13 protein-coding genes are annotated in these 14,289 nt (G+C 69.2%); 5 read left to right on the forward strand and 8 right to left on the reverse strand.

Going from position 1 to position 14,289, the window contains the following annotated elements:
* Positions 1–16: 16 nt before the first annotated feature.
* Both ABD208_RS04405 and ABD208_RS04410 read right to left on the reverse strand, forming a co-directional pair.
* Complete coding sequence (locus ABD208_RS04405) at positions 17–1,057, reverse strand: mechanosensitive ion channel family protein (protein WP_344099866.1); 1,041 nt, start codon at positions 1,055–1,057, stop codon at positions 17–19.
* A gap of 158 nt (positions 1,058–1,215) precedes the next feature.
* A complete protein-coding gene (locus ABD208_RS04410; RefSeq protein ID WP_344099868.1) occupies positions 1,216–1,452 on the reverse strand; it encodes a PTS sugar transporter subunit IIB in 237 nt (78 codons plus the stop codon).
* 131 nt (positions 1,453–1,583) lie between these two features.
* Here ABD208_RS04410 and ABD208_RS04415 point away from each other — a divergent pair, with 131 nt between their 5' ends.
* The 3 genes from ABD208_RS04415 (at position 1,584) to ABD208_RS04425 (ending at position 3,556) form a co-directional block, all read left to right on the forward strand.
* The gene (locus tag ABD208_RS04415; protein ID WP_344099870.1) at positions 1,584–1,961 is read left to right on the forward strand and encodes a globin; all 378 of its coding nucleotides are present in this window, start codon (positions 1,584–1,586) and stop codon (positions 1,959–1,961) included.
* A gap of 144 nt (positions 1,962–2,105) precedes the next feature.
* Positions 2,106–3,068: an acyl-CoA thioesterase gene (locus ABD208_RS04420; protein ID WP_344099872.1), complete on the forward strand. Its 963-nt coding sequence runs from the start codon at positions 2,106–2,108 to the stop codon at positions 3,066–3,068.
* A 203-nt stretch (positions 3,069–3,271) separates the two neighbouring features.
* Entirely contained in the window at positions 3,272–3,556 is a 285-nt protein-coding gene (locus ABD208_RS04425) for a hypothetical protein (protein WP_344099874.1), read from the forward strand.
* On the opposite strand, the gene ABD208_RS04430 is transcribed toward ABD208_RS04425, so the two are convergent.
* The 3 genes from ABD208_RS04430 to pepN form a co-directional block, all read right to left on the reverse strand.
* Positions 3,547–4,092, reverse strand: coding sequence for a barstar family protein (locus tag ABD208_RS04430; protein WP_344099876.1), 546 nt, complete (start codon positions 4,090–4,092; stop codon positions 3,547–3,549). The two genes, ABD208_RS04425 and ABD208_RS04430, sit on opposite strands and share 10 nt — an antisense overlap.
* 584 nt (positions 4,093–4,676) lie before the next feature.
* Positions 4,677–5,483 carry a barstar family protein gene (locus ABD208_RS04435; protein ID WP_425561062.1) on the reverse strand — a complete coding sequence of 269 codons (807 nt, stop codon included), beginning with the start codon at positions 5,481–5,483 and terminating at the stop codon, positions 4,677–4,679.
* Between the two features lie 71 nt (positions 5,484–5,554).
* Positions 5,555–8,122 (reverse strand): aminopeptidase N, encoded by a 2,568-nt coding sequence (pepN, locus tag ABD208_RS04440; protein ID WP_344099880.1) that lies wholly within the window; start codon positions 8,120–8,122, stop codon positions 5,555–5,557.
* A gap of 459 nt (positions 8,123–8,581) precedes the next feature.
* On the opposite strand from pepN, the gene ABD208_RS04445 reads away from it, so the two are divergent.
* Positions 8,582–9,610: a hypothetical protein gene (locus ABD208_RS04445; RefSeq protein ID WP_344099882.1), complete on the forward strand. Its 1,029-nt coding sequence runs from the start codon at positions 8,582–8,584 to the stop codon at positions 9,608–9,610.
* Between the two features lie 134 nt (positions 9,611–9,744).
* Here ABD208_RS04445 and ABD208_RS04450 read toward each other — a convergent pair whose 3' ends face one another.
* The 3 genes from ABD208_RS04450 to ABD208_RS04460 all read right to left on the reverse strand — a co-directional run bounded on the left by ABD208_RS04450 (position 9,745) and on the right by ABD208_RS04460 (position 12,992).
* On the reverse strand, positions 9,745–11,013 hold the full coding sequence (locus ABD208_RS04450) for an ABC transporter substrate-binding protein (protein ID WP_344099884.1): 1,269 nt from the start codon (positions 11,011–11,013) through the stop codon (positions 9,745–9,747).
* A gap of 177 nt (positions 11,014–11,190) precedes the next feature.
* On the reverse strand, positions 11,191–12,093 hold the full coding sequence (locus ABD208_RS04455) for a carbohydrate ABC transporter permease (protein ID WP_344099886.1): 903 nt from the start codon (positions 12,091–12,093) through the stop codon (positions 11,191–11,193).
* Positions 12,090–12,992, reverse strand: coding sequence for a carbohydrate ABC transporter permease (locus ABD208_RS04460; protein ID WP_344099888.1), 903 nt, complete (start codon positions 12,990–12,992; stop codon positions 12,090–12,092). The genes ABD208_RS04455 and ABD208_RS04460 overlap by 4 nt, the downstream gene beginning before the upstream one ends.
* Before the next feature lie 150 nt (positions 12,993–13,142).
* Between ABD208_RS04460 and ABD208_RS04465 the strand changes: the two genes are divergently transcribed.
* Positions 13,143–14,153, forward strand: a complete 1,011-nt coding sequence (locus tag ABD208_RS04465) for a LacI family DNA-binding transcriptional regulator (RefSeq protein WP_344099890.1) — start codon at positions 13,143–13,145, stop codon at positions 14,151–14,153.
* Positions 14,154–14,289 lie beyond the last annotated feature (136 nt).

Here is a 14,289-nt window from a genome sequence, read left to right on the forward strand (position 1 = left end):
CACGGAACGTGCAGTATCAGACCTCTTCGGACGACGACGTCGCCTCGACGCCGGAGGACTCGCTGCTGCCCGCGGCCTGCACCATGATCCCCTCGCGCAGCAGCTCCAGCTGCGCGGCGACGCGCAGCGCGCGGGCGATGACCCACTGGTCGCCGGGCCGCACCTGCGCGTGCAGGGTGAACGTGAGCGACAGGGAGTCGACGTTGTCGACACCGCGCACCGACGGCGCCTCCAGCAGGGACGACGCCGTCTCCGGGTCCTCCTGGACCCGGGTGACCGCACGCCCGAGCGCGCTGCGCACCGTGTCGACGTCGCTGCCGACCGGCACCAGGACCGGCGCCACCGCGCGGCTCCACTGCTGCGTCGCGTTACCGGCGCGTAGGATCTCGCCGTTGCGGACGTACCAGAGCGTGCCGTCGAAGTTGCGCACCTGGGTCAGGCGCAGGCCCATGGCCTCGACCGTGCCGGTGACGCCGCCGCCGAGGTCGACGTGGTCGCCGACACCGAACTGGTCCTCGATCATCAGGAAGATCCCGCTGAGGAAGTCCTTGACGAGGCTCTGCGCGCCGAAACCGATGGCGACGCCGACGACGCCCGCACCCGCCAGCAGGCCGGTCACGTTCACCCCGAGCGCGCTGAGCGCCCACAGGATCGTGATGGTGCCGATCACGATGTTGGCGGTGGAGCCCAGCACCGAGCCGACGGTGCGGGCGCGCTGGGCGGCACGGTCGGCCTGACCCGGGCCGGTCGTGAGCACCTCCGTGAGCGCCAAGGGCGTGATGCCTTTGCGGCGCCGGCGCTTCTTGTGCGCCTGCCCGACCTCGGCCGCGGCCGTGGCGGCCGCGGTCTCCGCGGCGGCCTGCGCCGCGCGGTTCTGGTCGCGGGTCACGCCGTGCGCGATCCGCTCGGAGAGGTGGGCGATGACGCGCCGGACGACGGCGAGCGCCACGAAGCCGACGGCGAGGGCGATGAGGGCGGGCAGGCCGCGTTCACCGAACCAGGCCCAGAAGTCCTCGGCGCCGTCGAAGAAAGCCGCGGCGAGCTGTTGGGGTGTCACAGGGCAGCACCGTAACGGCTTTGACCATGTGAGATCCATGTGGTCCGTCACGGGTTGCGGCACTGCAACGCGACCTTCACAGGCCTCACGCGAACGGGTCACCCACTGGTTGCCCCGGGTGGCGCGGAAGGCCGCCCGAGGCGTGCATCACGCCACGTTCAGGACGCGCGCAGCCCGTCCAGTTCCGCCGCCAGCTCGTCCGCCTCCGGGCCGACGATCACCTGGACCACCCGCCCCGACCGGACCACGCCGAACGCACCCGAGGACTTCAGCCCCGGCTCGTCGACGAGGGACGGATCACTCACCTCGACGCGCAACCGCGTGATGCACGGCTCCAGCTCGACGACGTTCGCGTTGCCGCCGAGTGCTGCCAGGATGTCGTTGGCCTTTGACATGTACCACTACTCCCCGTGCGTCGTTGCCGGACCTAGGGCCCACCCTAGCTGCCCCGGACGGCTCTCGGTACGGGAAACGGTGCTGGGTTGAGAGTGCTCTCAGGTTCACGCATCAGTGGGAAGATGTCCGGGTGACAACGTTCTACGAGCAGGTCGGCGGCCACGAGACCTTCGTGAAGCTGGTCGACACCTTCTACGAGGGCGTCGCCACCGACGAGGTGCTGCGGCCGATGTACCCGGAAGAGGACCTGGGCCCCGCCCGGGAACGCCTCACCATGTTCCTGGAGCAGTACTGGGAGGGCCCCAAGACGTACTCCGAGCAGCGGGGACACCCCCGGCTACGGATGCGGCACATGCCGTTCAAGGTCAACCCGGACGCCCGGGACCGCTGGCTGAAGCACATGCGCACGGCGGTCGACGCCCTGGACCTCGCCCCGGTCCACGAGGCCGAGCTGTGGGACTACCTGGAGCGGGCGGCCCACTCCCTGATCAACACCTTCGAGGACTGACGACGGGCGCCGCGCAGGGTGGGACCGAGGAACGAGGTTCCCGCCCGGAGCGAAGCCCGAGGAAGTCCTCGTGAACACGTTCGAGGACTGAAGCCGACGACGCGGCGACCCGGCGTCGTCGTACAGATACGAGGAGCACCACCCGTGGACCGAACCGCTGATCCGGTGACCGAGCCCGCCGACGACACGCCGTCGGACACCACCCCCGACCCGCTGACGCACCTGCTGGAGGTGCTGGACCTGCGGACGGTGGACGGTCCGGGGCCGCGAGGCGAGGACGACGTGTTCGAGGGCGACAGCGTCGCCGGGCCGGCGCAGCGGGCGTACGGCGGGCAGGTGCTGGCGCAGGCGATCGTGTCGGCGGCGCGAACCGTGCCCGAGGGGCGGATGATCCACTCCCTGCACGGGTACTTCCTGCGGGAGGGGTCGCTGGAGGCGCCGATCGGGTTCGCGGTGGAGCGGCTGCGGGACGGGCGGTCGTTCAGCGCGCGGCGGACGCACGCGATGCAGTTCGGCAAGCCGATCCTGTCGATGATCGCGTCGTTCCAGGAGGATCAGCCGGGGTTCGAGCTGGAGCTGCCGATGCCGGACGGTGTGCCGGCGCCGGAGGAGGTGCCTTCGGCGTTCGAGGAGCTCGCCGCCGCGGGCGGGGAGGCAGCGCGGGCGTTCGGAGCGCAGCGTTCCGCGTTCGAGCTGCGGCATGTGGGTGGCTCGGTCTATCTGCCTCGCAAGGTGTCCGACGACGACGCGCCGCTCACGCAGATGGTGTGGATGCGGGCGCGGCGGGAGATCGCAAGCGACGACCAGATGCTGCACCGGGCGATGCTCGCCTTCGCGTGCGACCAGGTGATGCTGGAACCTGCGCTGCGGGCGGCCGGGAAGTCATGGGCCGAGGTGGGCGGCGGCCAGGTGCCACTGGCCAGCCTCGACCACGCCATGTGGTGGCACCGCGACGTCCGCGCGGACGAATGGCTCCTGTACGTCCAGGGCGCGGCCTCGGCCCAGGGCGGACGGGCGCTGGGACACGCGCGCGTGTACAAGCAGGACGGGACGCTGGTGGCCTCAATGGCCCAGGAGGGCATGATGCGGCTGCCGAGCTCGCCATGAGGTGAGGGAGCAAGGATGCGAAACAGATCCTCGAACCCCTCAAGTCGCTGATCCGCTCCATTCAACCGAGCGAATCAACGTCCCCGGGCCTCCGCAAACGCTTCGAGTAGGTCTAGCAGCATCGCCGTCGCTTCAGTATCTCGAGACCGACTCTCTGACGAGACCGACTCAAGCACCACGCTCCACCATCCCCGCGCGGTCCGATGTCCAAGGACCCGCTCGGCGACCCAATCGTCGAACCCATCGAGTATCCGGCCACCATCAGCGCATGCGAGTCCGGTCACGAAGGCAACGACCGAGGCATAGCGATCATCAAGCAGATACATGCCCCTGCGGTGCCGCAGATGGAAGCATGCTTCCTTCAGATCCATCAATCACTCCTTGGGGTCGAAGCGGAGGTGTTCACCGTACTCCCATTGCCTTCGATACTGATCCAGTGGCATACCGTCTCGGCCTGCGAACCCGTCAACTACGACCATCACCAATAGTTCGGAGAAAGTTGAACGCCAATCCAATCCGCTGATTTTGACACTGCAAGGTCTTTTGCTTCCAGCGAACGTGTCAAATCCGACCAGTAGCACTCAGACAATTCCAGCACCACATGCTGGCAGACCCGCCTCTGATCCGTGGGAATTCCGTCCGCGTCCAGCGCCAGGTTCGCCTTCCAACCCGCCTGGCAGGCAACCTCTATAAAAGGGTCTAGAAGCCCTATTTTTAGCATTTCGTGCGCCTCAGAGACTCGCAGCAGTATCCCAAAATTCCCGGTCACGTGAGGATGGAGATCGCCAAGACAGTCGGCCAATGCATCCCAGTTCTTTCCGAAATACCCCGGGAAGCTCAAGGAAGTTGCCATTGATTCAAACAACGCATGCTCACTCGAAAATCCGACACCCTGAAAGTCCACAACCCTCCCGCCTTGCTTTTTGAACTCAGATACAGCCTCCTTGAGCTTCCAGCTAGATGACTCGATCAGATATACCCACGGTGGGGCGAAATTGTTGATCCTGATGCTGTGGTCAGCCATTGAACTCACCAACATGTACGAAGGTTCGATAGTGATCCGGTGTGTAGTAGGCACTGTCGCCCTCGCGCAGCGTAAGAAGCCGCTCCGGCACGCACGGTGACTGCCGCTTGTGAAGGCTGAAGAGCTCGGCCGCTGAATCGCAGCGGCGGGGGTCGTTCCTGAGGGGGTGATCACTCGTCGGCTGCGGCCGCGGCCAGGGAGATTTTCACACGCTGCCCGGCGATGGCCGCGGGTGCCCCTACCTGACCCGAGCTGGGCGGCCACCTCCTGCTGGGTGAGGTGGCCCGCCTGCCGCACAGCCGCGAGCCACATCTTGTACGCCCGGTCAACCTCCACATCCCTGGAAACTCGCGCGCTGTGACCGATACACGTAACCGCCAGCTCGCTCAGTTGTGGATCGTGGCAGTTGTCGGCCACTTCGACAAGCAACCTGGACAGCCACTCAAGATCTTCCTCATAATTTGCGAGGAATATTAGCTCGTTGTAGGCGTCGCGACCCTCCAACTCGCTGCGACACTGTCGTCGAATGGTCTCAAGTGCCTCGGATCGAGATTGTTGCCAATTCGGATCATCCGTCATTTTGGTCATGGATCGACCCCGGAAATGGAGCTGCGGATCGTACCGATCAGCTTGGTCAGTGAAGCATCCAGCACCACCAGGAACAGCGAATCCCCGACGGCAAGAGATACAACGCCGACGGTACCGTCGTGGCTGCTCATCGCAGCGACCGTTGCTTCGACGCCGTGGACGACTGCGCCCAGCGACCCTCGGATCGCGTAGATGTCGGAGAGTGTCTCACCCCAGTCCGGACTCGGACAGGTGACCCGGAGCTGTTTCGTGCCGATGTCGTCCAGGCATGCCAGGAGGTCTCCGGTCAGCTCGGAATCGTGCTGGGCGACGATGCCCCCCAGGTCCTCGGCCAGGATGAAGTCATCGAGGACCTCTCCGATCGCGTGGAATCGCGAGACCAGGCCCCGGGCGTCCTCGGATCGTCGCAGGAGCAGGACGGCGAACTCGGCCGGCGGACGTCGACCGCCCGGGTTGTCTGGTGAGAGGGCCCAGGCCGCTCGGCGCAGGGCGCGGATGAGGAGACGGTGCGGGTGACCCGCTGCCAGGTCCAGCCGGCCGCTGTTCTCGATCGCGACGACGTACCGGTCGGCAGGAATCCAGCTGAGGTCGCCGAGGCAGTCGTGGACGGCGTCCCAGTTCCAGCCGAAGTAGGCCGGGAAGCGGAACTGATCGTTCAGTGCCTCGAGGACCTCGTACTCCGTCGTGAGGCGCATCGCGTCGAGCAGAGCGACGGATGTCACTCCTGGACGCAGGATTACCCGGCCCGCCAACGAGTCCCGGACGTCGTCGACGAGCTGGAAGACGCCGGCTGTCCCTGTCATGCCTACCTTCCGGATGCGCCGGGCGGGCGACCAGCCGTCTGCTGGTCGCCCGCCCGGACCGACTACAGGGTTCAGACCCCGTCCGCCACCTGCGCCGTCAGCGCCCGCGTCGTTCCCGCCAGCGCCTCCGTCACGAGCCGGCGCAGTGCCGGCGCCGCGTCGGCGTTCGCCGTCAGCCACGCCTCCACCGCGTCCCGCAGCTCCGCCGAGGCCAGCGGCGCCGGGTAGAAGCCCTCGATGATCTCCTCCGCGATGTGGTAGCTCCGGTCCTCCCACACCTTCAGGAGGGCGTCCAGGTACCGCCCCATCGCCGGAGCCAGCACGGCGGCGTCGTTCACGTGCAGGAACCCGAGTCCCGTGTACCGGATGATCGCGTTCGGCGCGTCGTCGTCGGACACCACCGACTCCAGCGCCGCGAGCTTCGCCTCCACCGTCGGGACGGAGGCGCGCGCACGCGCGGCGGACTGCCGCCCCGTGGCCGTGTCGTCGTCCGCGAGGGTCGCGGCGATCTCCGCCTCGCCCGCCGCGCCGTTCAGGACCAGGCCCTCCAGCAGCTCCCAGCGCAGGTCCGTGTCGATCTCCAGGCCGTCCAGCGAGCTCGACCCGTCCAGCAGGCCCCGCAGGATCGCCACGTGCTCCGGCGTCGAGGCCAGGTGCGCGAACACCTTCACCAGCTGGAACTGCAGGTCCGAGCCCGCCTCGGCGGCCCGCGCCAGCTCCGCCAGCCGGTCACCGACCCGCTGCAGGGTCTCGGCGCGAGCCGACGGCGCCACGTACTGCCGCACCGCCAGCACCAGCTGGTTCAGTGTGGTCCGGACCGTCGTCGACTCGGTCTCCGCCGCGATGTTGCTCAGCACCAGGTCCACGTACGCCCGGGCCGGCGTCTCGCCGTCACGCACCGCGTCCCAGACCGAGCCCCACACGAGCGAGCGTGCCAGCGGGTCGCCGATCTGCGAGAGGTTCTCCACCGCCACGGCCAGCGACTGCGGGTCCAGGCGGATCTTGGCGTAGGCGAGGTCGTCGTCGTTCAGCAGCACCAGCGCGGGGCGGTCCAGCTCGATCAGGTCGGCCACGTCCGTGCGCGCGCCGTCGACGTCCACCTCGACGCGGTCGGTGCGGGTCAGCTTCCCGGCGTCGTCCATCGAGTACAGGCCGATCGCGAGGCGGTGCGGCCGCAGCGTCGGCCAGCCCTCCGGCGCCGTCTGCTCGACGACGAACGACGTGAACCGCCCGTGGTCGTCCACCTCGAACGACGGCCGCAGCGTGTTCACGCCCGCCGTCTCCAGCCACTTCGCGGACCACTCCTTCAGGTCGCGGCCCGAGGTGGCCTCCAGCTCCGTCAGCAGGTCCGGCAGCTCCGTGTTGCCCCACGCGTGCTTGCGGAAGTAGGCCGACACGCCCGCGATGAAGGCGTCACGCCCCACCCACGCCACGAGCTGCTTCAGCACCGAGGCGCCCTTGGCGTACGTGATGCCGTCGAAGTTGACCTGCACGTCCTCCAGGTCGCGGATCTCCGCGACGATCGGGTGCGTGGACGGCAGCTGGTCCTGCCGGTACGCCCACGCCTTCTCCATGGCGGCGAACGTCGTCCACGCCTCCGTCCACTCCGACGCCTCGGCCGTGGCCAGCGTCGAGATGTACTCCGCGAACGACTCGTTCAGCCACAGGTCGTTCCACCACTTCATGGTGACCAGGTCGCCGAACCACATGTGCGCCAGCTCGTGCAGGATCGTCACGACGCGGCGCTCCCGCACGGCGTCGGTCACCTTGGAGCGGAACACGTACGTCTCGGTGAAGGTGACGCAGCCCGCGTTCTCCATGGCGCCCATGTTGTACTCGGGCACGAAGAGCTGGTCGTACTTCGTGAAGGGGTACGGCACCCCGAAGAGGTTCTCGAAGAACTCGAAGCCGCGGCGCGTCGTGTCGAAGATGTAGTCGGCGTCGAAGTGCTCGGCGAGGGACGCGCGGCAGAACGCGCCGAGCGGGATCTCCCGGCCGTCCGACGACGTCAGCGTGCTGCGCGTCACCGTGTACGGGCCGGCGACGAGCGCGGTGATGTACGAGGAGATGCGCGGCGTGGCCGGGAAGTCCCAGCGCGCGGTCTCGACGGAGGCGTCGGTCGCGTGGGTCGCGGGCACCGGCGACGGCGTCGGCTCGTTGGAGACGACCTGCCAGGCGGCGGGAGCCGTCACGGAGAAGGTGAACGTCGCCTTGAGGTCCGGCTGCTCGAAGACCGCGAACACGCGGCGGGAGTCAGGCACCTCGAACTGGGTGTAGAGGTAGACCTCGCCGTCGACAGGGTCGACGAACCGGTGCAGGCCCTCGCCCGTGTTCGTGTAGGCGCAGTCCGCGACGACGGTCAGCTCGTTCTCGGCCGCCAGGCCGTCCAGCGTGATGCGCGAGTCGGCGAACACCGCCGACGGGTCCAGCTCGCGCCCGTTCAGCACCACCGAGCGCACCGACGGCGCGACCAGGTCGATGAACGTGCTCGCCCCCTCGCTCGCGGTGAAGCGCACGGTCGTGGCCGACCGGAACGTCGTCGGTCCGGTGGTCAGGTCCAGGTCGATCGCGTACGAGCCGACGGTCACGACTCCGGCGCGCTCGACGGCCTCGGCTCGCGTGAGGTTCTCTCCGGGCACGGGCCCTCCAGTCTTGTCGGGGCGCTCGTGCGCCAGGTTCAGCGGTTGCCGGTTCGATCATGCCACTGCTCACGCCGGGAACGGACCCTGAATATGCCGGTACGACGGCGCCGGGCGGGGTGAGATCCGCCGGTACGACGACGCGGGGTGGGAGGAGATCCTCCGGCACGACGACGCGTGGCGGGGTGAGATCCGCCGGCCCGACGGCGCCGGGCGGGATCGGCGCCGCCGGGTACGACGACGCCGGGCGACGTGATCCGCCGGTACGACGACGAGCCAGGAGCACGAGTTCCGGCCGGATCCGGCGAGCGAGGTGCTGCGGTTCGGTGGCGGAATCGTGAAACGTGCCCACGAGCGCGGACCGGGCGATATGTGGACACCGGACGGCGATATCCTCGCTGGGTCGTATGATCCAAGGTCGATCGTGTCCCGGTGACCGTGTCCGAGAGAAGGAGCCGCATGTCCGCAACCGTGCCCCCTCCGCCGCCCCCGCAGGGGCGGCCCGACGAGGGCACCGGCGGGGCCGAGGAGACCCCCACCGCCGCCAACCCGGTGGTGCAGGGAAGCCCGCAGCGTGTCTCGGCCGCCACACGGATGCCCCCCGCGATCTCGCCGACGTCACAGTTCACGGACGCGGTGACGCCCGCGCCGGCCCCGCCGGTGCAGCCCGGATATGTCCCGTCACAGCCCGGGTACGCCCAGGGCTACCCGCAGCAGGGGTACGCCCCGCAGCCCGGGTACCCGCCGGCGCAGGGTTACCAGCAGCCGGGTTACCAGCAGCAGGCTCCGCAGCAGCCGGGTTACCCGCAGCAGGCCCCTCAGCAGCCCGGCTATCCGCAGCAGGGCTACGCCCCGCAGTCCGGGTACCAGCAGGGCTACCCGCAGCAGGGGTACCAGCAGGAGCAGCCCGCACGGCGCCGGCTGAGCCCGGGGTGGATCGCGTTCATCGCGCTCGACGTCGTTCTCGTGGTCGCGGCCGTCGTGTTCGCCGTGAGCCTCATGTCCGGCGGCGACACGCCGGCGGCCGACCCGGTCGGCACCAACCCGGACGCGACCACCTCGGCAGGGGCCGGCTCGGGCGGCGGGGAGGACGACAAGCCCGCCGAGCCCGAGTTCGCCAAGGGCCTCGAGACCGGGGCGCCGGGTGCCGAGATCTTCGCGGCGCCGTCGGGCAACATCACGTGCACCGTCACACCCGACGCCGCGACCTGCGGCATCGTCCAGCTCAACAACCCGCCGGCGGCGGGCGAGTGCAAGGGCTCGCAGGGGCACCTCGTGCGGGTGGACAAGTCGGGGAAGGTCTCGGTCCCGTGCGTGGCCGCGGCGGACAAGCCGGTCCAGGCGAGCGGGCTGGCCTACCTGGACTACGACAAGGACATGAGCGCCCACGGCTTCAGCTGCGTGAGCCGCGAGACCGGCATGTCGTGCAAGCACGACGCGACCGGCGCCGGTTTCACCGTCGCCCGGGCGGGCATCACCCGGTCCTGAGCCGCGACGACAGCGAGGCAGCATCCCGCGTGGATGCTGCCTCGCTGTTTTCCTGCCGGTGCTGCGTCGTCAGCCCGCCGAGGCGGTGCGTCAGCCCACCGATGCAGCGCGGTCAGCCCGCCGATGCAGCGCGGTCAGCCCGCCGATGCGGCGAGGGCGGCCTGTAGCTTCGCGACGTCGCCGTCCTTCTCGAAGGCGACCGCCGCCGCCGTGATCTTCGTGAGCTGCGAGACCGGGACGGCCGCGCCGTGGGCGACGGACGACACGATGGGGTCGTTGTTGAACGACTCGAACGCCGTCTTCTGGTACTCGTTGAACTGTCCCGGGTCGACGTCGGTCCGGGCCGGGATCGAGCCCTTGATCCGGTTGAACTCGAGCTGGCCCTCCTTGGAGCTGACCGTCTCGAGCCACGCCCTGGCGGCGTCCTCGTCGAGGATGCCCGTGGACATGGTGAACGAGTCGGCGAGGAAGTCGAACACGCCGTTCGTGCCGGGGGAGGGGACGACGACGTAGTCCTTGCCGTACTGCCTGCCCTCGGCGGCGTAGACCGGCAGGGCCCAGTCGCCCATGATGTTGAAGGCGGATTTGCCCTCGACGACCATCGTCGAGGCCGCGTCCCACTCCATCTCGTTGCGGGTCGGGTTGCTGAAGCTCAGGAGCTGCTTGTAGTCCTCCAGCGCCGCGGTGACCTCCGGGCCGTTCCAGTCGGTGGTGCCGTCCCAGAGGCCGTCGTAGGCCTCCGCGCCGAGCTCGCCCAGCAGGACGGTCTCCAGCAGGTGCACCTGCGGCCACTCGTTCGCCACCGACAGCGGGTACTCGACCCCGGCCTGCTTGAGCGTCTCCAGGTCGGCGATGAAGCTGTCGAGGTCCTCGTACTGTCCTGACGTGTCGAGGCCGTGCTTCTCGAGCACCGCCGGGTTGGCCCACAGCAGGTTCGCGCGGTGGATGTTGGACGGCACCGAGTAGATCTTGCCGTCCTGGGTCTTCAGCTGGTCCATCAGGGACTTGGGAAAGACCTCCTTCAGGCCGAGCTTCTTGTACAGCGGAGTGAGGTCCTGGATGAACCCGCCCTCGATGTAGTCGTCGAGCTCGGCGCCGGCGTGGGCGGCGAACGTGTCGGGCGGGTCCTGGGTCTCCAGCCGCGTCTGCAGGTACTCCTTGGACGTGCTGGAACCGCCGCCGCCCATGACGCCGTCGTTGACGAACGTGATGCCCGGGTGCTGCTGCTCGAACACCTCGGCGAGCTTGTCCAGGCCCTGCTTCTCCACGCCCGAGGCCCACCACGTGTAGACGGTGACGTCCTCGTGCGTCCGCAGGGACGGCTTGTCGCCTGGGGTGGAACCCGCGGCGCAGGCGCTCAGCACCAGGCTCAGCGCGGCAGCGGATGCCGCGACCGCGGCCAACTTCCGATTAACGTGCATTTCGTGTCCGAAATCCCCTTCATCGTTGGAAGTCCGGGATGAGGTGCCGGAGCCCGGACTTCCAGCAGTGCGTGTGAAATCACCCGCTCATTTCAGCTGGTGGGGTGGTGCACGCAGGAGCATAACGGACAGCCGACGGCGGCCGGTCCCGGGCTTGGCTCAGCCCTTGACCGACCCCGACATCAGCCCGCCCACGAAGTACTTGCCGAGGATGACGTAGACGACCAGGGTGGGCAGGGAGGCCAGCAGCGCCCCGGCCATGGACACCCCGTAGTTCTGCAGCAGCGCGCCGTTGGCCAGGTTGTTCAGCGCGACGGTCACCGGGCCGTTCGCGCTCGAGGAGAAGAAGACCGCGAACAGGAAGTCGTTCCAGCCGTTCGTGAACTGCCAGATGAGGACCACCACGAAGCTCGGGACCGAGATCGGCAGCAGCACGGACCAGTACGTCCGCAGCATGCCGGCGCCGTCCACGCGGGCGGCCTCGATGAGTTCGTGGGGCACGGTCCGGTAGTAGTTCCGGAAGATCAGCGTGGTGATCGGGATCCCGTAGACCACGTGCAGCAGGATCAGGCTCGGGATGCCGTTCGGGATGCCCAGGTTCAGCACCAGCTGGTTCAGCGGGATCATCACCGCCTGGTAGGGGATGAACATGCCGAACAGGATGAGCGCGAACACGACGTCGGCGCCCTTGAACTGCCAGCGGGCCAGCACGAACCCGTTCAGCGAACCGAGGAACGCGGAGATGATCGTGGACGGGACCACCATCTCCAGCGAGCGCAGGATCGCGGGCCACAGCGTGGTCCAGGCGGTCTGCCAGTTCGCGCCGGTCCACTGTGCCGGGAGCGCCCAGGCGCGGGCGGGCGCGGCGTCGCCCGGTCCCTTGAAGCTCGTCACGAGCAGCACGTACACGGGGATCAGCACGAGCACCACGAAGAACAGCAGCAGGGCGTAGCGCGCGGTGCGGCCCGCGGAATACCGGTCGCCGGCGCGCGCGGACGGCGGCGCGGGGGCGGCCGGGGATCCGGGCGGTGCGGGGGCGGCGGGAGCGGCGGTGGTCGTCAACGCTTCCCCTCCCGGTGCGTGTGGGCGAGGTACGGGATCATCACGGCGGCGACGATGACCAGCAGGATGGCGCCGACGGCGGCCGCGTTCGCGTAGTCGAAGCTGGACTTGAACACGAACATGTCGACGGCGGGGACCTTGGTCTGGTAGTTCGCGGGCTTGGAGATCGACATGATCAGGTCGAACGCCTTGAGGCTCATGTGCCCGATGATGATCAGCGCCGACAGCGCGACCGGGGACAGCTGCGGGAACAGCACGTGGCGGTACAGCCTCCACTCCGAGGCGCCGTCCATGCGGGCGGCCTCGCGCAGTTCGTCGGGGATGCCGCGGAACCCGGCCAGGAACAGGGCCATGACGTAGCCCGACAACTGCCAGATCGCGGGGATCGCGATGGACAGGATGCCGATCGTGACGTCGTTCCACCACGGGTTCTGCAGGAAGTCCAGGCCCACGAGCTGGAACAGCCGGTTCAGGCCGGAGGCCTGCTCGTCCTGGTTGGAGTTCAGCAGCCAGCGCCACACGACGCCGGAGGCGACGAACGAGACCGCCATGGGGAACAGGTACACCGACCGGAAGAACCCCTCGCCCTTGATCGGCTTCTCCAGGATCCACGCCCACACGAAGCCGAGGGTCATCGCGCCGGCCAGGAACACGACGGTGAACAGCAGGAGGTTGAGCAGGGAGTGCCGGAAGTCGTCGTTGCCCAGCAGGGCGAAGTAGTTCTCGAGGCCCACGCCGGCCGTGGGCTCCTGCCCGGTGGCCTGGGCCGCGGTGTGGTTGTCGGTGAACGACATCCGGAAGTTCACTGCGATCAGGCCGTACACGAACACGCCCAGCAGGATCAGGGACGGGGCGAGCAGGAGCAGGGGAGGCCCCACCCTGCGCAGGATCTTCGGCATCAGGGGTTCCTTGGTCGGTCGCGGGTCGGATTCAACGATAGGTTGAAACGCACCAGATGACCGGACGGGGGGTGGATACGCTCCCGCGAAGGCGGCGCCCCGACAGGGTGGTGTCACGGGAAGGGGCGGCGTCGTGAACGGAGCGGTGGCGTGAGGGCGACGGGCCGGCCGACGCTCGCCGGGGTGGCCGAGCGTGCGGGCGTGAGCCTGAAGACCGCCTCCCGGGTGCTGAACGGCGAGCCGAACGTCGCGGACGGCACACGGGAGAAGGTGCGCCTGGCCGCCGCGGCCCTGGGGTTCCGGCGCAACGCCGTGGCGGCGGACCTGGCGCGCGGCGGGGCGTCCCGGCTCCTGGGGTTCATCTCGGGGGACATCGCCAACCCGTTCTACTCGGCGGTGGCGGGCGGGATCGAGCGCGTGGCCCGCGAGCACGGGCTGCACCTGATCACGACGTCGTGCGAGGAGGACCCGGCCCGCGAGCGCCTGCTGACCGAGGAACTGCTCGAGCGCCGCGTGCGCGGCCTCGTGGTCACCCCGACGCCGGCCGGCCACGACCATCTGGCCGGCGAGCTGGCGGCGGGCACCCGGCTGGTGTTCGCGGATCGCCCGGCCGCGGGCCTGGCGGCGGACAGCGTGGTGATCGACAACCCCGGTGGTGTGCGCGCGGCGGTGCGTCACCTGACCGCGCACGGCCACCGGCGGATCGCGTTCGTGGGCGACAACCCGGAGGTGTGGACGTTCCGGGAGCGTCGCGCGGCGTTCGCCGGGGCGATGTCCGACGCCGGTGCGCCGGGCGCGGAACGGTGGGTGCGCCCGGGCGCGCACGACGCCGGGACGGCCCGCGCCCTGGTCACGGACCTGCTGACGGCCCCGGAGCCGCCGACGGCGATCCTGGCGGAGAACAACCGTGTCACGGAGGGTGCGCTCCGGGCGCTCCGCGCCGTTCCCGGGGGCGACGACGTCGCGCTGGTCGGGTTCGACGACTTTCCCCTGGCGGATCTCCTGGGCGTGACGGTCGTGGCCTACGACGCCGCGGAACTGGGCCGCCGCGCGGCGGACCTCGTGGTCACGCCCGGCCCCGCGGCGTCGTCCCCCCGCACCGAGACGGTGCCCACTCGCCTGATCCCCCGCGGAACGGGCGAACGCCGGCCGCGGGCGTAGCGCCGATCGGCGTGCTGGTGCCGGTCGCTGACGTAGTTCCGGCGGCCGGCGTCATGCCGGCCGCCGGGTGGCGCCGGCCCGGCATCACCCGGGCCCGGACCCCGCGGCGCCGCGCTCCGGTGGCGCCGCGGGGGAG

The sequence above is a fragment of the Myceligenerans crystallogenes genome, assembly GCF_039529775.1.
Classification (GTDB): Bacteria; Actinomycetota; Actinomycetes; order Actinomycetales; family Cellulomonadaceae; genus Myceligenerans; species Myceligenerans crystallogenes.

What these genes read in the sequence shown, in the direction of transcription:
- ABD208_RS04460 (WP_344099888.1), bottom strand. Translation starts at nt 12,992, where the DNA reads ATGCCGAAGATCCTGCGCAGGGTGGGGCCTCCCCTGCTCCTGCTCGCC.
- ABD208_RS04430 (WP_344099876.1), bottom strand. Translation starts at nt 4,092, where the DNA reads ATGGCTGACCACAGCATCAGGATCAACAATTTCGCCCCACCGTGGGTA.
- ABD208_RS04445 (WP_344099882.1), top strand. Translation starts at nt 8,582, where the DNA reads ATGTCCGCAACCGTGCCCCCTCCGCCGCCCCCGCAGGGGCGGCCCGAC.
- ABD208_RS04435 (WP_425561062.1), bottom strand. Translation starts at nt 5,483, where the DNA reads ATGACAGGGACAGCCGGCGTCTTCCAGCTCGTCGACGACGTCCGGGAC.
- ABD208_RS04425 (WP_344099874.1), top strand. Translation starts at nt 3,272, where the DNA reads ATGTCCAAGGACCCGCTCGGCGACCCAATCGTCGAACCCATCGAGTAT.
- ABD208_RS04410 (WP_344099868.1), bottom strand. Translation starts at nt 1,452, where the DNA reads ATGTCAAAGGCCAACGACATCCTGGCAGCACTCGGCGGCAACGCGAAC.